Consider the following 20,035-nt stretch of genomic DNA (forward strand, 5'->3'; position numbering starts at 1 on the left):
TAATCTTCAATCAAAAATCTGAAATCTGAAATCAACAATTTGAATGACAGGACTCGTATATAAATCTACAGGAAGTTGGTACACCGTAAAATCTGAAAAAGGTGATTTTATAGAATGCCGTATGAAAGGGAAGTTTAGGATGAAAGGTATAAAAAGTACCAATCCTATTGCTGTAGGTGATATTGTCGATTATGAACTCGAAGAAACCTCTGATGCCTTAACCGGAACGATTCATAATATTCACGAAAGAAAAAATTATATCGTTCGTAAATCGGTAAATCTATCGCATCAAATGCATATTATCGCATCAAATATTGATCGCGTTTTTTTATTAATTACGATTAATAATCCTCCAACAACATTCAATTTTATAGATCGTTTTTTAGTAACTGCCGAAGCTTACAATATTGAAACGATTTTGGTTTTTAATAAAATAGATACTTTTGATGATGCAACACTCGATGATCAGTTGTACATGCAATATGTTTATGAGCAAATTGGTTACAAATGTCTTCGCGTTTCTTCGACAGAAATGAAAGGTGTCGAAGAGCTGAAAGAAATGATGATTGGGAAAGTAAGTATGTTTTCAGGACATTCTGGTGTCGGGAAATCAACTTTGGTAAATGCTATGGAACCTTCGCTGCATCTTAAAACCAAAACAATTTCTGAAGCCAGTAAACAAGGTCAGCATACCACAACTTTTGCAGAAATGTATGATTTGTCTTTTAATGCTAAAATTATCGATACGCCGGGAATTAAAGGTTTCGGAATCGTAGATATGGAAAAAGAAGAAATCAGCGGGTATTTTCCTGAATTTTTCAAATTGAAAGACCAATGTAAATTTAACAATTGTCTACATAAAGAAGAACCTCATTGCGCCATAAAAGCAGCTTTAGAGAAAGATGAAATTTCCTGGACTCGTTACAATAGTTATTTGAAGATTCTGGAAGGCGATGAAGAAAATTATCGTACAGATTCGTATGATGAAGATCGTAAAATTAGTGACGAAACCAGAAACCAGAAATAAAATAGTCTAAAGTCAAAAGTTTAAAAGTCATAATGTAACCTGCAAGACTTTCTGCTTTTTTGACTTTAAAACTTTAAACTAAAATATGAAAATAGTTCTTCAAAGAGTTTCAGAAGCATCTGTAACAGTTGATTCTAAAATTGTTGCCGATATTCAAAAAGGTTTACTAGTTTTAGTCGGAATTGAAGATGCCGATACTCAGGAAGATATCGATTGGCTTGCTGGAAAAATCATTAAAATGAGAATTTTTGGTGACGAAAATGATGTTATGAACTGCTCAGTTCAGGATATAGATGGTGATATAATTGTGGTAAGTCAATTTACGCTTCACGCTTCAACAAAAAAAGGAAACCGTCCTTCATATATAAAAGCTTCAAAACCAGAATTCGCAATCCCGATGTATGAGAAATTCATACAATCTTTAGAAAAAGACTTCAATAAAAAAATACAAACCGGAATTTTTGGTGCAGATATGAAAGTCAGTCTGTTAAATGACGGACCCGTAACCATAATTATGGACAGTAAAAACAGAGAGTAAAAATTCATAAACAAATGTTAAGGGTTTCTAAAAATAATATATATTTGGTGAAATTCCCTACTAATGAAAAGCCCTCTTTTTGCGTTATTTTTTTTCTTCTTTTCACTTATAACTTTTGCTCAAAAGAGTCAATATCCCGCTTCTACAATTGCTGATAGTCTTAAAGAAAATGCGAATGCTGTTGTTAGACTTGATGAGAGAGAAATAACGATTTTATCTCAACGCAGTATGAATTCGAAAAGTCATCGTGTTGTAACAGTTTTTAACGAAAAAGGATTTGATGCTTCAGAAGCTTATGAATTTTATGATAAATCAACATCTGTTAAAGATATTGAGGCGATAATCTACGATGCTTCCGGTAAAGAAATAAAAAAAATAAAAAGAAAAGATTTTAAAGATCAGAGTGTTGTTGGCGGTGGTACACTTTTTTCAGACAGCAGATATATTTTTCTCGATTATACTCCAATTTCTTATCCTTTTACAATAGAATTTAATAGTGAGGTACAAACTTCATCAACAGCATTTATTCCAAGATGGATGCCTTTGAGAAGCTTTTTTGTGAGTATTGAGAAATCTTCTTTAAATGTTATTTATCCAAATGATTTGGGATTTAAAAAGAAAGAATTTCAATTTTCAGGGTTTAATATCAAAAAGATAGCAGACACAAATACGCAGCTGTCTTATACAATTTCTAATGTTTTAGCACAGAAACAAGAAGATTACAGTCCATCATATAAAGATTTATTTCCTAAGGTAATGATGGGTTTAGAACGCTTTCATCTTGAAGGTGTTGACGGAACAGCTACAAATTGGACGGATTTTGGGAAATGGTATTCTGAAAAAATATTATCAGGAACTACTGATTTGCCAGAAGAGACAAAGGCAAAAATTAAAACCGTTGTTGGAAATGAAAAAGACCCAATAAAAAAAGCTAAGCTGGTTTACGACTTTGTTCAGAAAAAATCAAGATATGTTAGTATTCAGGTTGGTATCGGGGGTTGGAAACCCATGTTGGCCGCAGATGTAGATCGCTTAGGCTATGGTGATTGTAAAGCTTTAACAAACTATACAAAAGCACTTTTACAAGCTGTTGATGTTCCATCTTACAATACAGTTTTATATGGAGATAGTTATAAAACAAATATTGAATCTGATTTTGTTTCAATGCAAGGAAACCACATGATTTTATCTATTCCAAATGGAAATCATTATACTTGGTTAGAATGTACAAGCCAGGACGATCCTTTTGGTTACCAGGGAAAATTTACAGATGATAGGGATGTATTGATTATTAAACCAGAAGGAGGAGAAATTGTTAGAACTAAAGTTTATGAAGACATTGGTAATACCCAAAAAGACAAAGGAATATATACAATAGACGAAAGTGGTAATTTTTCAGGATCAATTTCAATTGCTTCCGAGGGTTCTCAATATAGTTCGAAAGCCAGAATTGAAGTGATGCAACCAACCGAAAAAGAAGCACATTATAAGGAATATTGGGATAACATCAATAATTTGAAACTCGGAAAAATAACTTTTACAAACGATAAAGAAAATATTCGTTTTACAGAAGATGTTCAATTAAGTGCAATTAATTACGGAGTAATTTCGGCCAATAAAATGATTTTTCCAATTGATGCTTTTAATCAAAATACAGGAAATGTTAAACGAATCAGAAACCGAAAAAATCCTTTTCAGATTCAACGAGGTTATTTAGATATTGATGAAATCGAAATTAATTTGCCAGCAGGATTTACAATCGAATTTTTGCCTTCAAACTATGAATTGAAAGGAAAATTTGGAGAATACAAAACCGAAATCATCAAAAAAGAAAATAATAAACTGACTTACAAACGTTCCATGTTTTTAAACAAAGGAAAATATTCGAATAAAGAATATGATGAATATCGCCTTTTTATGGAACAAGTATCAAGAAATGATAACGCCAAAATTATACTAACCAAGAACTAAAAAGATCCATCAAAACCAAACCTAAAACAAATGAAAATTTTCAAACCATTCTGTCTATTCGTTTTTTTATTATTTATATCAAATATAACAGCGCAGGAATTTAAATTAGGAAAAGTATCAATTGCAGAGCTGCAGGAAAAAGTGCATCCAAAAGATACAGCTGCTGCTGCCGCAATATTGTACAAAAAAGGGAGTTCGAGAATCGAATATAATCAAAATGATGGTTTTGTTACTGTAACTGATGTTGAAACGAGAATAAAGATTTACAAAAAAGAAGGTTATGATTGGGCAAATCATAATGTATGGTATTCTAATAACAGTAACCTGTCTGAAAAACTGTCTTTTAATGATGCCGTTACCTACAATCTTGTTGCTGGTAAAATCGAAAAGACAAAATTAAAAAGTGAAGGAATTTTTGATGAGGTGGTAAATAAATACAAAAGCCAAAAAAAGATTACAATGCCTAATGTAAAAGAAGGTTCGGTTATCGAATTTAGATACACCGTTAGAAGTCCTTCAAGAATGATCAGAGAATGGGATTTTCAAACCAGTATTCCTGTAAATTATTCTGAGTTTGTAACGTATGTGCCGGAATACTATACGTATAATCCTAGGCAAAAAGGATATATTTTTCCTAAGGTTACGACTGTAAAAAATAATAGATCAATCGTGTTCATTTCGAAAGAAAGATATGAAGGATCAAATGCCAGAACAGAATTCTCTCATGATAAAGTAGATTATATGGAAACCCAGACTACTTATGTTGGGGAGAACTTTCCCGCAATGAAAGAAGAGTCTTTTGTAAATAATATTGATAATTATACTTCAAGTATTCAACATGAATTATCGACAGTACAATTTCCTAACGAACCTCTAAAGTTATACTCTACAGACTGGAATTCAGTTGCAAAAACAATTTATGATTATGATACTTTTGGTCCCGAATTAAATAAAACAGGCTATTTTGAGAATGATTTAAAAGTAGTTTTAGCAGGTAAAGATACCCCGGAAGAAAAAATTATGGCTATTTTAAATCATGTTAAATTGAGTGTAAAATGGAACGGATATCATGGTTATGATTGCGATAATGGAGTAAAAAAGGCCTATAAAGAAAAATCAGGAAATGTTGGCGATATCAATTTGATGCTTACGGCAATGTTACGTTATTCAGGACTAAATGCAAATCCTGTTTTAGTTAGTACAAGATCAAACGGAATATCTTTATTCCCGAACAGAACGGCTTTTAATTATGTTATTGCTGCAGTTGAAACTCCAAATGGAACAGTTTTGCTGGATGCCACAGATAAATTTTCGATACCTAATATTTTACCCTTAAGAGCATTGAACTGGAAAGGAAGATTAATTAGAAAAGACGGAACATCAGAAGAGGTTGATTTAATGCCAAGCAAACTATCTGGCGATAATGTATTTATAACTTATAGCGTAGATGCTGACGGAAAAGTTACAGGAAAGGCGAGAAGACAATATACAGATTATAATGCCTTGGTAACCAGAGAAAATATTTCTAGCTTAAAAGAAGAAGAATATCTGGAAAAATTAGAGAATAGAAATAACAAAATAGAAATCAGCGATTATTCGAGAACAAATGAAAAAGATATTTTATTGCCAATTATAGAAACTTATTCATTTACCGGAAGTAATTTGTGCGAAGTAATTGGAGGTAAATTATATATTAACCCAATGTTGTTTTTTACAAATGAAAAGAATCCGTTTAAGCAGGAAGTTCGTGAATATCCGGTAGATTTTAGTTTTCCTTTTTCTGATAAATACAATATTACGATTCAAATTCCAGAAGGTTTTGCGATAGAAACATTACCAACTCCGGCAGCAGTAGCAATGGAGGATAATTTGGGTACTTTTAAGTTTAATATTGCAGCAAATGCAAATGTACTTCAGTTAACTGTTTCGCATCAAATTAATGAAGCCATTGTTGGAACAGAGAAATATGAAATGCTTAAGGAGTATTACAAAGCAATGATTGCAAAAGAAACAGAAAAAATAGTTTTAAAAAGAATCTAATATGAGGCTATGGAGTTTAGTAATAGTAGCTTTTTTACTTTTAAGTAATTCAAAAATTAATGCTCAAAATCATGAATTAGATAAAGTAACAATAGAAGAATTACAAGAAAAAGTAAATGCAAAAGATACAACAGCTCCAGCTACAATTTTATTTAAAAAAGGAAAAACTTTTTTCACCTACAGTGAAGGAAAAGGTTTTACCGCTAACCATGTTTATGAATTTAAAATTAAAATTTATAAAAAAGAGGGGCTTAGTTGGGCAAACCATAGGGTTTCTTACTATGTAGGATACGGAAATTTGAATGATGATAATGTGAGTTTTTCAAGTGCTGTAACTTATAATCTTGAAAACGGTGCTATTGTAAAAACAAAAATAACCAGAGAAGGTATTTTTAATAACAAAGTAAATAAATACTGGAACCAGACAACCATTACTTTGCCAAATGTAAAAATAGGTTCAGTTATAGAATTCAGGTATGTGGTGAAATCACAAAATGTAGTTCGACTTCCTGATTTTGATTTCCAATATGATATTCCGGTTAATTATTTTGAGTATAAAACAGAGATTCCTGAATTTCTTATTTATAAAACGATACTTATTGGCCAATTAAACATTACTACAAGCAGCGAAATAGTCGAAAGCAAACAAATATTTGCTACTGGTTACAAACAGATTAATAGTTTGTATACTTCTGAAAATATTCCGGCATTAAAGAAAGAGAAATTTGTAGACAACATAAGCAATCATTCAGGCTCTATACAGAATGAACTGGAAAGAAAGAGATTTCCACAACAACCCCTTGTGGATTTAACAAAAACATGGGATGGAGTTGCCAAAAGTATTTATGAAAATGATAGTTTTGGAAAAGAACTTAAACTTAAAAATTATTATTCAGAAGATTTAAAAACCTTGTTGCCAAATGCAAATCTGCCTTTAGAAAGATTAAATGCAATTTTTAAGTTTGTTCAAAATAGAATGAACTGGACTAATGAAAAAGGATATTTTGTAGATAAAGGAGTTAAAAAAGCATATGAAGCAAAAACAGGTAATGTTGCCGAAATAAATTTTATTCTGATTTCGATGCTGAAAACTGCCGGGATCGATGTAAGTCCGGTTTTGGTTAGTACACTTGAAAATGGAGTTCCGGTATTTCCGAACCGCACCGTTTTTAATTATGTTATTGCGGCTGTAGAAATCGATGGAAAGAAGATTTTATTAGATGCAACAAACAAGTTTACCGCACCAAATGTTTTACCTTTAAATCTCTTAAACTGGAAAGGAAGACTAATTAAAGAGGATGGTTCATCTCAGGAAATTGACCTTATTCCGGAAACTCCGTCAAAAGATAGTTATACGATAACAGCTACTATAAAACCTGATTTAAGACAAATTGAAGGACAGGTGAGAATAAGAAGAGCAGATTACTCAGCACTTCAATTTAGAGAATTAAAATCAAGCGATAATAATGAAGATACTTATCTTGAAAAATTAGAAAATGATTTGAATAAAATACAAATCAAAGACTATTCGTTAGAAAATAAAAGTGAGGATTTATCAAAACCAGTTGTCGAAAAATTTAGTTTTACATCTGATAATTCGTATGATGTTATTAATGGGAAAATATTTTTAAAACCGTTACTTTTCTTCACCGATATTACAAATCCGCTAGTTCAGGAAGAAAGACAAATGCCAATTTATTTTGGATATCCTGATCAGAATACTTATAATGTTTTCTTTGAGATTCCGGATGGCTATGCTATCGAATCGATGCCAAAACCAATGCGAATCAGTACAGAAAACAAAGATGCCTTTTATATAATGAATATGATTGCTGAAGAAAATAAAATACAAATTCAAGTGACAAAAGGAATAAACAAAGCTATTTTTGTAGCGAGCGACTACGATATGCTGAAAGAGTTTTTTCAGAAGATAATCGTTAGTCAAAATGAAAAAATTGTCCTTAAAAAATTATAACGATGGATTTGAAAAATGCACAACTAGACGTAGATACCTGGATCAAAGAACACGGAGTTCGTTATTTTAATGAATTAACCAATATGGCGCAACTTACAGAGGAAGTAGGTGAGGTGGCAAGAATTATTGCAAGAAGATATGGCGAGCAATCAGAAAAAGAAAGCGATAAAAACAAAGATTTAGGTGAAGAACTGGCCGATGTTGTTTTTGTAGTTTTATGTCTGGCGAATCAAACAGGAATCGATTTGCAAGCCGCTTTTGATAAAAAAATGGACTTAAAATCGGTTAGAGATAAAGATCGTCACAAAAACAACGATAAATTGAAATAATTGTGAAATATCAATGGTGAATTTTGAATTATGAATGAGGAGTGGTAAATTGCGGGCTCGAATTAAATTACACATAATTCGCAACTCATAATTAAGATCATGAATTTAAAATTAAGTACGAATTCACAATTCACCATTGACAATTCACAATTAAATATTACAGGCTCAAAAAGCGAAACGAATCGTTTGTTATTATTAAAAGCCTTATTTCCAAATATTACACTTGCTAACACTTCAAACTCTGATGATAGTGAAGTAATGCAAAAAGCCTTAATTGGCAACGAGGAAATTGTAGACATTCACCATGCCGGAACAGCAATGCGTTTTTTAACAGCTTACTTTGCTGTAAATGAAGGTCGCAACGTTGTAATGACAGGTTCAAAAAGAATGCAGGAACGCCCAATAAAAATTCTAGTCGAAGCATTAGGACAATTGGGAGTTGAAATCTCTTATGAAAAAGAAGAAGGTTATCCGCCAATTCGAATCAAAGGAAAAAAAGTTACTGCTTCAAAAGTAACTTTGGCAGCAAACGTAAGCAGCCAATATATATCGGCACTTTTACTTGTTGCTTCAAAATTAGAAAATGGTTTAGAATTAACGTTAGAAGGCGAAATCACTTCAATTCCGTATATCAAAATGACTTTGGCTTTGCTGAATGATTTAGACATCATAACCAGTTTTGAAGGAAATGTGATTAAAGTGTTTCCTAAAGAAGCTGTTGTTTCAAAAGAAATGGTCGTAGAATCTGACTGGAGTTCTGCATCATACTTTTTTAGTTTAGTGGCTTTGGCCGATGCAGCAACAATCACATTGAGCAGTTATAAAGAAAACAGTTTACAAGGCGATTCTGAATTAGTTTCACTTTATGAGAAATTGGGAGTTAAAACAACGTTCCAAAATAATAAAATGACTTTGGTTAAACAAGCCAATTTTAATTATGAAACCGTAAATTTCGAATTAAACAATACACCGGATATTGCACAAACAATTGTAGTAACTTGTTTAGGTTTAGGAATTGGTTGTTATTTGACAGGACTTCACACCTTAAAAATTAAAGAAACAGATCGACTTGAGGCGCTTAGAATTGAACTAACAAAATTGGGTGCGAATATATCAGTAACTAATGATTCTTTAACTTTGGTAGCTTCACAAAACATCAACCATAATATTAAAATTGGTACTTACAACGATCACCGTATGGCAATGGCATTTGCACCGCTGGCAATTAAAGTTCCGATAATTATTGAAGATGCAGAAGTGGTTTCTAAGTCATATCCAGATTTTTGGAATGATCTAAAAGAATTGAATTTTCAAATTTCAGAATTATAATTTTTGAACATATAAGTAATATAAGTTCATTTAAATAAAATGAGCATAATTTGAATAGCCTCCAGTTTTAACTGGAGGTTTTTTTTGTGGAAGATTTTAGGTTATAGCCAAAACGTGACTCATTTCTTCTTCGTTGAAATGACACAAACATTAATATTTGGTTTTCTTTAACTAAAATGTCATTTTTGAACAACTCTAAACAGTAGTAAATCAACGACTTTTGAAAATAAACATCAAAACACTTGACAACGCCTATCTCACAATCGTATATTTGCACACGATTTATAATTTTAGATATAAAATCTAAGATCTACACTTTAAAATCAACAATTCAAATATGAAATTATCACATTTTCAATTTAATTTACCAAAAGAACTTTTAGCAGAATTTCCGGCAGAAAACAGAGATGAGTCTCGTTTAATGGTAATTGACCGTGCAAAACAAACTATCGAACATAAAATGTTTAAAGATGTTATCAATTATTTTGATGACGGAGACGTTTTAATTCTTAACAATACAAAAGTTTTTCCTGCACGTTTGTACGGGAACAAAGAAAAAACAGGAGCAAGAATTGAAGTTTTCTTATTAAGAGAATTAAACTCAGAGCAACGTCTTTGGGACGTTTTAGTTGATCCGGCTAGAAAAATCCGTATTGGTAACAAACTTTATTTCGGCGATGACGATTCGTTAGTTGCTGAGGTAATCGACAATACGACTTCTCGTGGTAGAACTTTACGTTTTTTATATGACGGTTCTTACGAAGAATTCAGAAATAAATTAACAGAACTTGGAGAAACTCCAATTCCTAAATACATCAACAGAGAAGTAACTGCTGAAGATGCTGAAAGATACCAGACTATTTACGCAAAAGAAGAAGGAGCTGTTGCTGCACCAACTGCAGGTTTACACTTCTCGAAACACCTTTTGAAAAAATTAGAAATCAAAGGAATAAACTTTGCAGAAGTTACACTTCACGTTGGTTTAGGAACTTTTAATCCAGTTGAGGTTGAAGATTTATCGAAACACAAAATGGATTCTGAGGAATTGATTATCAAACAAGAGGCTTGCGATATCGTAAATAATGCTAAAGCAAATAAAAAACGTATTTGCGCGGTTGGAACAACTTCAATGCGTGCTATCGAAAGTTCAGTTTCATCTCAAAATACTTTAAATCCTTACGAAGGCTGGACAAATAAATTTATTTTTCCTCCTCACGATTTTAGTATTGCAAACTGTATGATTACAAATTTCCACACACCAAAATCAACATTATTAATGATGATTTCTGCTTTCTGTGGACATGATTTAATGAAAAGAGCTTACGAAGAAGCAATCAAAGAAGAATACAAATTCTATTCTTACGGAGATGCAATGTTAATTATCTAATTAGATATTTAAAATAAATATAAAACCTGTCAGTAATGATGGGTTTTTTTATTTAAAATTGGTTTCAAGTTTCAGGTTTCAAGTTTGACATTAGTTGCGAAATTTAAACGCAAAGTTCACTAAAGTTTTTTGCTCAGTTTGTTTTTTTTCAAATGCAAAAGCACGCAAAGCCTTGCGAACTTAGTGTTTGTAAACGTTAACCGGGATAAAAATCCTTGCGAACTTTGCGGTTAAAATGCACAATGCGTATCAACTTGAAACTTGAAATCTGAAACTTGAAACAAAAGAACCTGAAACAAAAAAACATTTTCCTTATTTTTACGCTTCAAAACAAAAAAAATGACTTTTCAAAATACACGCGAATTCGCGAAACAACTTGACTCACAAGATGCTTTAAATCACTATCAAGATCAATTTATATTTCCTAAAGTTAATGACAAACGCGTAATTTACTTTACAGGAAACTCCTTAGGATTACAGCCAAAACGTACCAAAGCGTATATTGATGAAGTAATGAACGACTGGGCAAACCTTGCCGTTGAAGGTCATTTTTATGCCGAAAAACCTTGGTGGGATTATCAGGAACGATTTGCAGAACCGCTGAGTAAAATTGTTGGTGCATTACCTTCAGAAGTTACGGTGATGAATACTTTAACCGTGAATCTTCATTTATTGATGGTTTCATTTTATCAGCCAAAAGACAAACGTTATAAAATTATCTGCGAAGAAAAAGCATTTCCTTCAGATCAATATATGTTTCAAAGTCAGGTTCATTTTCATGGATATAAACCAGAAGATGCCATTGTAGAAATTAAACGAAGAGAAGGCGAACATAATATTCGCCTTGAAGATGTTTTGGCAAAAATCGAAGAAGTTGGCGATGAATTGGCTTTAGTTTTAATTGGTGGAGTAAATTATTATACCGGACAAGTTTTCGATATTAAAACAATAACTGCCGCAGGACAAAAAGCAGGAGCAAAAGTGGGATGGGATTTGGCACACGCTGCCGGAAACATTAAATTAGAACTTCACGATTGGAATGTAGATTTCGCCGCTTGGTGTAGTTATAAATATATGAATTCAGGACCAGGAAATGCTTCCGGTTGTTTTGTTCATGAAAGACATCACAATAATCCTGATTTGCCAAGATTTGCTGGTTGGTGGGGACATAATAAAGAGCGCCGTTTTAAAATGGAACCCAACTTCGATCCCGTTCACGGTGCAGATGGCTGGCAAATTAGCAATCTACCTGTACTTTCATTAGCGCCTTATTTAGCTTCGGTAGAAATGTTTGCTGAGGTTGGGATGGATGCTTTAATAAAAAAGAGAGATCACATTACTTCATACTTAGAATTCATTTTGCATGAAATCGATAAAGAAGTCGATGGAACTTTTGAAGTAATTACGCCATCAAATCCAGCTGAAAGAGCTTCTCAATTATCTGTTTTTTTGCATGGAGAAGGCAGAAGTCTTTTTGATTATTTAATGAAAAACGGTGTTATTACAGATTGGCGTGAACCAAATGTAATTCGTTTAGCACCAGTCCCGTTATATTGTTCTTATGAAGATATGTTTGACTTTGGACAAATCCTTAAAAAAGGAATTTTGGGGAAGTAAAAGCTTATTAATCTCGTAAAGTCGCAAAGTTTTGTTTCACGCAGATTTAAAATGATTTGAGCAGATTTTTTTTAAATCATTTTAATCCTTTAATCTGTGGCTAAATAGAACTTTGCGTCTCTGCGAGATTTTTATGTAGACAAAAAAATCTGCGTGAAAAACAAACAATCCGTTTCGCGTCCCAAACACATTACAATCTTCAAATTCTATAACCTTTCCAGTGAATCTTGTAACTTAAACAAAATCAATCTCCTTTACTTTGTAGTGTAATAATTTTAAAAACTACAATCATGAAAGCCTTATATATGTTATTCGCCGCTTTATTAATAGTTTCTTGCCAGAATCAAAATAAGGAAGATCTAAATAAAGCCAAACAAGCCAGTATCGATTCAATGAAAGTTGAAATTAATAAACAAAGAGTTATTGATTCAATGAAAACTGAAATGGCCAATATGAAAGAAGAACAGCAAAAAGTTGAATCTCAAAAAGTAGTTGTTGTGCATCAGCAAGCTAATGGAGCTGCAACTACAACCACAACAACCAAAAAGAAAGGGTGGAGTGCAACTGCTAAAGGTGCTGTAATTGGTGCCGGAGTTGGAGCTGCGACCGGAGCAATTGTAAGTAAGAAAAAAGGTGAAGGTGCTATTATTGGTGGTTTAGCAGGTGCTGCTTTAGGAACTGGAACAGGTGCTGTTATTGACAGCAAAAATAAGAGAAATGAATAGATTGTAAAATCTAAGAATATAAAGAACCCCGATTTATACAAATCGGGGTTTTGTTTTTATACTAATTCCTGAACTTGAATTTTTATGGTTTCTAATTCTGATTTATAAAAATCGAAATCTTTCCTGATTTTTTCTTCATCAGTTTTAAAATATAAAGTTGACGATAATAAATTTTGATAATATTCGATTCCGTCTAAAAGATTCGCTTTAAAACTATTCCATTTTTTAAGTTGGTTTGCTGTTATTTCACCAGAAATAGTTTCAATTTCATTTCTAAAATAATCAACATACATTTTCAATTCTTTGACAAATAAATTAGGACGATTATTAGCTCTTAAAACAGACGTATTTCCGTAAATATGACCAACCATATCAGAAAGTGAAACTTCTTGATCAAAATACGCCATATTTGGCCCAGGGCAAATAACAACGCCTTGCGCTTGTCCTTTTATTTTAATATCATTTTCTAGATACGATGCGTTTGCCAAACCTACACACAAACACGATTTCTCTGTAATTTTAGTTTTAGCATTCTCAAAAGCGGTAAGCGAAAGATTTCCTTTAATGGCATTGAGCTCTTCCAGTTTAATATCCTGATATTTTTTAGAAGCCGTACAAATTCCGTGAGTATCATATTCCTTACTTAAAGCCAGAAATTTTTTCGGACAAGAACTTCCTGCTTTGTTTTCCTGAATTCGTTTTTGCTTCAAAATTTCATTTGAAGTTCCTCTCAAAGTATTAAACGGAACTCCTAAAGGAGAAATATGACTTAAATATAAATCTTCTTCTTTTGCGTTGATCAATAAATTTCTAGTTGTGCGGTTGACAGAAGTTGCTTCGGGAACCAGTAAAAACGGAGAACCCCAACCAACAGAATCAACTTTGTATTCGTCTAATAAAAATTCGTGTTCTTCAGAAGTTCCTACACCGCCCTGAACCGTTATTTTTACTTCTAAAGGCTGATTAGGAAAAGCAAGATTTTTTTGCTGCAAAACTTTGACCATCAAATCGTGTGAAGATTGAAGTAATTGGTCTTTTTTCTGTTTAAATTCTTCTAAAATAGTTCCAAGCAAAAGTCCGTCAGTAGCAAAGGCGTGTCCGCCGCAATTTAAGCCAGATTCAATTCGGTATTCAGAAACCCAAAGCCCTTTTTTAGCCAGGAAATTTCCCTGAATCATGGCAGATCTAAAATCACTAACTTTTAAAATGATTTTCTTTTTAAGTTGATTTTTTTGATTTGGAAAGAAATCCGGAAAGTTTTCAAAATAGCTGTAAAGTCTCGGATTCATTCCTGCAGAAAGTACAACCGAAGATTCAAGATTACTATTAGCAAAACCTCTTAAAGCCGCGTGAGCATCATTAAATTCAATTGGAAGCTGTTCGTTTTTAACGAAATTATCTTTATCCAGTTTCGTCATAATATTCACGTCGATTTCTCCGGCTGAAAGATGCGACTCGATATAACTTTGAATGTTTTCTTTAAAAGAAATACCGTCTTCCAGTAAGTTTTGAAAGCCTTTTTTGATATCAGACGTATTGGGTAATATCGCAATAAAATTTTCTAAAGCTGTTTTGCTTTCTGCCAATTCAGTTTTAAAACTTTCGAATTTTTGCTTTACAATTTTATCGACTAAATTGAGATAAGATGTAATTCTTTCTGCGCGGTAATCCTGAAATTTTTGAGTGATTTCTTCGTACGGAAAATTAAATTTAGTGCTGTAAAAATTACGCATCTTTTCGATTAATTCATCATCGGCTATTGAAATTACAGATGAAATGCCATACTGCGCCACTCGAATTGGGCTATCAATAGTGTAAGCGAGTCCCATTACCGGAATATGAAATGTGTGCAAAGGTATTTTTGCCATTTGTTTTTAGATTAAAATAAAAACAAATATTGGAAAAAGGATTTTTCTAAAACCTGATAATTGTCAGGTTTGGTCATGTTTGAAATCTACACTAAAAAATTTGCCACGAATTGCACGAATCTACACGAATTCATTGATATCCTGTAGTGAAAAAATTTGTGCAAATTTGTGTAATTCGTGGCAAAAAAATTATCAAAATCTTCTTCAAAAATTCCAATCTATTACGATTCATAAAAAAACATAGCCCACACTTTCAACCGTGGGAAACGTATTTTGGAAAACGTATTGTGAATATGCGTTGTGTTCCTGCGGTTGAACCGCAGGCTATGTTGACAAAAAAACTTTATACCAAATCTTCTTCAAAGATTCCAATCTATTACGATTCATAAAAAAACATAGCCCACGGTTTCAACCGTGGGAAACGTATTTTGAATATGCGTTGTGTTCCTGCGGTTGAAACCGCAGGCTATGTCGACAAAATATTTTATATCAAAATCTTCTTCAAAGACTCTGCAATGCTTCTCCATAAAAAATTATAGAATGATTTTTCCTGAATTCTTTCGATTTCAACATCAGTGGTTTTGACTTTGTCTTTGGAGTCATTTTTGACTAATAAATTAGCGATGGCAGATTTAAGTTTTGCTTCTTTTTCAGGATTTTTTTTCTTGTACAATTTTACTTTTAAATCGTCATAATCCAAAGACGCATTTCCTTTTGAAGTAGTATCATTTCCATAGAAATTAAAACGATATTTATGAAATGTACCTGTAAATGTAGCATTCATATAAGGTTTGCTGAATTGTCCCATAGCACTAACATCAAAATTTGAAATTACACCCTGAATATGAAAACTGTCTTTTTTGTCCAAAACATTAAAACTCCAGTCAACATCTAATGGCGAGGTTTTCATAAAAATACAATTCACTTTAATTTTAACATCATTGGTTTTTTTCAAACCAAAACCACTTCGCAGATTAGTAGCCTGCAAATTAAAATGATCAAAATTTAAAATTCCCGGACCTTTCGCAAAATCAATTTCTTCCTCATAAACCAATTTTGATTTCAAAACCTGTAAAGTGTCAATTTGAAGCGGAAACTTAATATTTCTCAACAAATGGTTATATAGATACTTTTTGCTTAAATCGTCTTTTGGCATTTTTCCACGGTAAATATTCGCGTCAAAATGATTGATAACTAATGAAGGAGCATAAAAGAAAAATTTATCATTTTTAAAACCCCATTTCATGGTATTAATAGTTGCAGAATCTAGTTTTAGCGTGTAAATATCTTTTTCCTTTTCAAGTTTCTGAACAAAAACTTTTCGGGTATATGCGGGCAAAAGTGAAAATTTTTTGACTTTTAAAAAGTTGTTTTCAGTACTGATTTTTCCAATAGTCATATTATAAAACTGACTTGGCTTGTAAAATAAACTATCGCAAATCAAAACATATTTTTCATAATGCATCGGAATTTTTTCCTTTAAGGTTGCATCTGTAATCAAAATACCTTCAAGTTTCAGAATGATATTTTTGACATTAAAAATGGGTTTGTTGGTATCTAAAGAAACGACATCTACTTGTCCTCCATTTAGATAAATATTCGAAACAGCAATTATTTTTCGGAAAGGTGCTATGATTTCAGATTCAATACTTTTACTATTATTCAAAAGCTTTTCCCCTTTTTTGTAAAGAATAACTCTGGGTTTGTTTATAATAATGCTTTCGGCTTGAATAATGTCGTGAAAAACCAAATCCCAAATATTAAAATGTGTAATCGTAATCGATTCTATTTTAGAATAAAGACCATTCTTGCTGCTTTCAGGTTGATTTTTTGGATGTATCAATAAAGTTGTTGCATAAATATTTCGGGACAAAAGAGCTACTTCAATTTTTTCGTAATTGATGTCGTAAGCTGTTTTGTTTTTCTCGTGAATAATAATAGGTAATTGTTTTTTTATCCAATAATTGAGACCGAAATTGATTAAAATCACAAAAATGAAGACTGAAATTACACCGATTGCTATTTTTTTATAGATTGACATTTATCGTATTGATTTTAAATACATAAATTTAGACTTTTAAAAGCACTAGTTTCTTATATGATTCTATCTTTAAGTTACATCATTACTAAATTGTTTGTTGTTTTTATCTTTTGAATATGAGAAAAATTAAAAAAATCCTGTTGGTTTTAGTCGTTTTGATTGTCATTGTTGGTATAGGTTTATGTGCCTATATTTTTCATCTCAAACCCCGATATGAAGGAGAAGTACAATTAAAAAACCTTGAAAAAGAAACCACTGTTTATTTTGATGATTTTGGAGTGCCTCATATTTATGCCGATTCTGAAAAAGATGCGATGACGGCTTTGGGATATGTTCATGCGCAGGAAAGATTATGGCAAATGGAATTGCTTCGCAGAATTGCACCGGGAAGATTATCAGAGATTTTCGGTTCGGTAGCGCTTAAAAATGATAAGTTTTTCTCCGGAATTGGTATCGAAGAAGCTTCGGCGAAAGCCATTTCCAAATTAGATAAAAACAGCCCAAGTTATCAATTAACATTGGCATATTTAGACGGAATTAATCAGTATTTAGAAGAAGGTGTTACGCCAATTGAATTTACTTTGATTGGAGTAAAAAAAGAAAAATTCACCATAAAAGATGTCTATAATATTTTTGGTTATATGTCTTTCAGTTTTGCAATGGCTCAAAAAACAGATCCTTTACTGACAGATATTCGCAATAAATATGGCACAGAATATTTGAAAGATTTAGGAATTGAAGGAGAATTTAATACCACAAGAATTAAAATTTCAAAAGATAATATCGAAGAATATACTTCAATTGCAAAATCTGTTGCAGCATTGTTGGATAAATCGCCAATTCCGCCATTTGTGGGAAGTAATAGTTGGGTTGCCGGACCAAACAAAACAAAAAGCGGAAAAGTTATTTTTGCAAATGATCCGCATATTGGGTTTTCGCAGCCGGCGACTTGGTACGAAGCGCATATTGTAACTCCAAACCATGAATTATACGGTTGTTATCTGGCCGGAACGCCATTTCCGTTATTGGCACACAATCGTGATTATGCTTATGGTTTAACAATGTTTGAAAATGATGATATCGATTTTTATCAGGAAAAAAATAAAACAGGAGATTCAAATCAATACCAAACGCCAGCCGGTTTTGCAACTTACCAAACAATAAAGAAAACGATTAAAGTAAAAGATACTTCGGATGTTGTCCTGACGATTAAGTCAAGCCGACACGGACCAATTATGAATGATTTACTGGAACGTTTAGATCGTAAAAACCCAATTGCAATGTCGTGGATTTATACCCAACAACCTATTCAGATTCTTGATGCGGTTTATGGGCTTTCGCATGCCAAAAGCAAAGACGATTTTAAAAAAGCAGTACAATTGGTTGCAGCACCGGGATTGAATGTAATGTATGGCGATGCAAAAGGAAATGTTGCATGGTGGGCAACGGGAACACTTTATAAACATAATAAAGGCGTGAATTCTCATTTTATTTTAGATGGTGCAAGCAGCAAAGATGATATTGCAGAATATTTAGATTTCTCGAAAAATCCATCGGCAGAAAATCCAAAATGGGGTTATGTATATTCAGCCAATAATCAGCCCGAAGCTATAGACGGTTATTTGTATCCGGGATATTATTTGCCGGAAGATCGTGCCAAAAGAATTTCAGGTTTAATGGATGCAAAATCAGATTGGGATAAAGAAGCGATTAGTAAAATGATTTTTGATAATACTTCTACTGTGGCGCCGGAAGTAGTTGTAAATTTAATTTCAAACCTAAAAAATAGTTCACTTTCAGCAGAAGAAAAACAAGCGATATCTACTTTAAAATCATGGAAAGGAACGCATAATTTAGAAGATGTTGCGCCAACGATTTACAACAAATGGGTTTATTTGTATTTGAAGAATACTTTTGAAGATGAAATGGGTTCAGATAATTTTAATTTGTTTCTGGGATTATCTTTAGGAAAACAAATTATTGCGAGACAAATTGCCAATGAAAATTCAGTTTGGTGGGATAATATCAAAACAAAGAACAAAAAAGAAACCAGAAACGAAATCGTTTCAAAATCATTTCATACAGCAATTGCTGAACTTCAAAAACAATTAGGCAATTCAGTTTCAGATTGGACTTGGGGGAAAGTGCATACGGTTGAACACGAACATCCAATGGGAAAAGTTGCCGCATTGCGAAGACTATTCAACGTTGGTCCATTTGCTGATCCAGGATCAAATGAGGTAATTAATAATCAGTTTTTTGGTTATAACGAAGAAGGGAAATATTATGTAAAAGGCGGACCTTCAACCAGAAGAATAGTTGATTTTTCGGATATTGAAAACAGCTGGAGCATTTTACCAACCGGACAATCCGGAAATCCGTTTAGCGAACATTACGACGATCAGGCCGAAATGTTTGTGGCCGGAAAATTCAGAAAAATGAAACTGAACAAAGAAGAGATTATAAAAACTTCAACAAAATTGGTTTTGAAACCTCATATTTAGGATAAAGCTAAAGTTCTTTTGCTAAATTAAAGTTTTACAATACTTTAATTTAGTTAGGCTATAAAAAAACCTTTATCAAATTGAAGTTTGATAAAGGTTTTTTTATTTATAAAATTTCAGCAGAATAGTTGAGGTTTTTTTTAGTTCAAAGTCTAAAAACCTTTGAACCTCTGTATCTCTGAGCCTCTGAACCTTATTTAGCTAAATATTTCCCAGTAACAATATCTCTCGCATAAATATCGAGATTGTTAAGCAGGACTTTATTAGTTGTCATTACGTTTGTAGTTTGGTAAGCAGGATCTTTTTCGTATGCTTTTAATAATGTCTCTAAGTCAACTTCATTATAAAAAGCAAACATATTATAAACAGCATCTCTAAAGTTTTTAAAATTGATGCTTTCTGTAATTTCCTTTGTTTTTTGTTCGTTCCATTTTTCCTTAAAACTTTTTTCGTTTATTTTAGTTAAGCAATAATCAACGAAATATGTTTTGTAATTAGTTGCTTCAATAATTTTATTTACGATAATTGTATTTTGCTGCGTTGGCATTGGCACCGATGCAGAAGTTTGAGAAATACAAACAGACGGAATAAACACAAATAAGGCTAAAACCAAAAAGGTATGCTTTTTTAAATTTTTCATAGGTTATTTCAAATTGCTTACAACAATTAGTGTTGCAAATGGAT

14 protein-coding genes are annotated in these 20,035 nt (G+C 32.3%); 11 read left to right on the top strand and 3 right to left on the bottom strand.

What is annotated here, in order from left to right:
- Positions 1–43: 43 nt before the first annotated feature.
- The 10 genes from rsgA to GKZ86_RS16050 all read left to right on the top strand — a co-directional run bounded on the left by rsgA (position 44) and on the right by GKZ86_RS16050 (position 12,938).
- On the top strand, positions 44–1,027 hold the full coding sequence (gene rsgA, locus GKZ86_RS16005) for a ribosome small subunit-dependent GTPase A (RefSeq protein WP_059117681.1): 984 nt from the start codon (positions 44–46) through the stop codon (positions 1,025–1,027).
- 85 nt (positions 1,028–1,112) lie between these two features.
- Positions 1,113–1,565 (top strand): D-aminoacyl-tRNA deacylase, encoded by a 453-nt coding sequence (gene dtd / locus GKZ86_RS16010; RefSeq protein ID WP_154784077.1) that lies wholly within the window; start codon positions 1,113–1,115, stop codon positions 1,563–1,565.
- A gap of 63 nt (positions 1,566–1,628) precedes the next feature.
- Complete coding sequence (locus GKZ86_RS16015) at positions 1,629–3,536, top strand: DUF3857 domain-containing protein (RefSeq protein WP_154784078.1); 1,908 nt, start codon at positions 1,629–1,631, stop codon at positions 3,534–3,536.
- Positions 3,537–3,566: 30 nt separating this feature from the next.
- Entirely contained in the window at positions 3,567–5,576 is a 2,010-nt protein-coding gene (locus GKZ86_RS16020) for a DUF3857 domain-containing protein (protein WP_154784079.1), read from the top strand.
- Position 5,577: 1 nt separating this feature from the next.
- Positions 5,578–7,551: a DUF3857 domain-containing protein gene (locus GKZ86_RS16025; RefSeq protein WP_154784080.1), complete on the top strand. Its 1,974-nt coding sequence runs from the start codon at positions 5,578–5,580 to the stop codon at positions 7,549–7,551.
- A 2-nt stretch (positions 7,552–7,553) separates the two neighbouring features.
- Positions 7,554–7,880, top strand: a complete 327-nt coding sequence (locus GKZ86_RS16030; protein WP_012022600.1) for a nucleotide pyrophosphohydrolase — start codon at positions 7,554–7,556, stop codon at positions 7,878–7,880.
- A 99-nt stretch (positions 7,881–7,979) separates the two neighbouring features.
- Positions 7,980–9,209 (top strand): 3-phosphoshikimate 1-carboxyvinyltransferase, encoded by a 1,230-nt coding sequence (locus tag GKZ86_RS16035; protein ID WP_154784081.1) that lies wholly within the window; start codon positions 7,980–7,982, stop codon positions 9,207–9,209.
- Between the two features lie 337 nt (positions 9,210–9,546).
- Entirely contained in the window at positions 9,547–10,596 is a 1,050-nt protein-coding gene (gene queA, locus GKZ86_RS16040; protein WP_154784082.1) for a tRNA preQ1(34) S-adenosylmethionine ribosyltransferase-isomerase QueA, read from the top strand.
- A 339-nt stretch (positions 10,597–10,935) separates the two neighbouring features.
- Positions 10,936–12,213, top strand: coding sequence for a kynureninase (gene kynU / locus GKZ86_RS16045; protein WP_154784083.1), 1,278 nt, complete (start codon positions 10,936–10,938; stop codon positions 12,211–12,213).
- Between the two features lie 290 nt (positions 12,214–12,503).
- A complete protein-coding gene (locus tag GKZ86_RS16050) occupies positions 12,504–12,938 on the top strand; it encodes a YMGG-like glycine zipper-containing protein (protein ID WP_154784084.1) in 435 nt (144 codons plus the stop codon).
- A 56-nt stretch (positions 12,939–12,994) separates the two neighbouring features.
- Here the strand turns inward: GKZ86_RS16050 and GKZ86_RS16055 are convergent, their stop codons facing one another.
- A complete protein-coding gene (locus tag GKZ86_RS16055; protein ID WP_154784085.1) occupies positions 12,995–14,806 on the bottom strand; it encodes a hypothetical protein in 1,812 nt (603 codons plus the stop codon).
- Positions 14,807–15,290: 484 nt separating this feature from the next.
- Positions 15,291–16,847, bottom strand: a complete 1,557-nt coding sequence (locus GKZ86_RS16060) for a hypothetical protein (protein WP_154784086.1) — start codon at positions 16,845–16,847, stop codon at positions 15,291–15,293.
- Between the two features lie 116 nt (positions 16,848–16,963).
- Between GKZ86_RS16060 and GKZ86_RS16065 the strand changes: the two genes are divergently transcribed.
- The gene (locus GKZ86_RS16065) at positions 16,964–19,351 is read left to right on the top strand and encodes a penicillin acylase family protein (protein ID WP_154784087.1); all 2,388 of its coding nucleotides are present in this window, start codon (positions 16,964–16,966) and stop codon (positions 19,349–19,351) included.
- Between the two features lie 193 nt (positions 19,352–19,544).
- On the opposite strand, the gene GKZ86_RS16070 is transcribed toward GKZ86_RS16065, so the two are convergent.
- Positions 19,545–19,991: a hypothetical protein gene (locus GKZ86_RS16070; protein WP_154784088.1), complete on the bottom strand. Its 447-nt coding sequence runs from the start codon at positions 19,989–19,991 to the stop codon at positions 19,545–19,547.
- Positions 19,992–20,035 lie beyond the last annotated feature (44 nt).

The sequence above is a fragment of the Flavobacterium sp. LC2016-13 genome, assembly GCF_009707955.1.
Classification (GTDB): Bacteria; Bacteroidota; Bacteroidia; order Flavobacteriales; family Flavobacteriaceae; genus Flavobacterium.

Excerpts from the sequence above, each read along its gene's own strand:
- rsgA (WP_059117681.1), top strand. The coding sequence starts at position 44 with ATGACAGGACTCGTATATAAATCTACAGGAAGTTGGTACACCGTAAAA.
- dtd (WP_154784077.1), top strand. The coding sequence starts at position 1,113 with ATGAAAATAGTTCTTCAAAGAGTTTCAGAAGCATCTGTAACAGTTGAT.
- GKZ86_RS16015 (WP_154784078.1), top strand. The coding sequence starts at position 1,629 with ATGAAAAGCCCTCTTTTTGCGTTATTTTTTTTCTTCTTTTCACTTATA.
- GKZ86_RS16020 (WP_154784079.1), top strand. The coding sequence starts at position 3,567 with ATGAAAATTTTCAAACCATTCTGTCTATTCGTTTTTTTATTATTTATA.
- GKZ86_RS16025 (WP_154784080.1), top strand. The coding sequence starts at position 5,578 with ATGAGGCTATGGAGTTTAGTAATAGTAGCTTTTTTACTTTTAAGTAAT.
- GKZ86_RS16030 (WP_012022600.1), top strand. The coding sequence starts at position 7,554 with ATGGATTTGAAAAATGCACAACTAGACGTAGATACCTGGATCAAAGAA.
- GKZ86_RS16035 (WP_154784081.1), top strand. The coding sequence starts at position 7,980 with ATGAATTTAAAATTAAGTACGAATTCACAATTCACCATTGACAATTCA.
- queA (WP_154784082.1), top strand. The coding sequence starts at position 9,547 with ATGAAATTATCACATTTTCAATTTAATTTACCAAAAGAACTTTTAGCA.
- kynU (WP_154784083.1), top strand. The coding sequence starts at position 10,936 with ATGACTTTTCAAAATACACGCGAATTCGCGAAACAACTTGACTCACAA.
- GKZ86_RS16050 (WP_154784084.1), top strand. The coding sequence starts at position 12,504 with ATGAAAGCCTTATATATGTTATTCGCCGCTTTATTAATAGTTTCTTGC.
- GKZ86_RS16055 (WP_154784085.1), bottom strand. The coding sequence starts at position 14,806 with ATGGCAAAAATACCTTTGCACACATTTCATATTCCGGTAATGGGACTC.
- GKZ86_RS16060 (WP_154784086.1), bottom strand. The coding sequence starts at position 16,847 with ATGTCAATCTATAAAAAAATAGCAATCGGTGTAATTTCAGTCTTCATT.
- GKZ86_RS16065 (WP_154784087.1), top strand. The coding sequence starts at position 16,964 with ATGAGAAAAATTAAAAAAATCCTGTTGGTTTTAGTCGTTTTGATTGTC.
- GKZ86_RS16070 (WP_154784088.1), bottom strand. The coding sequence starts at position 19,991 with ATGAAAAATTTAAAAAAGCATACCTTTTTGGTTTTAGCCTTATTTGTG.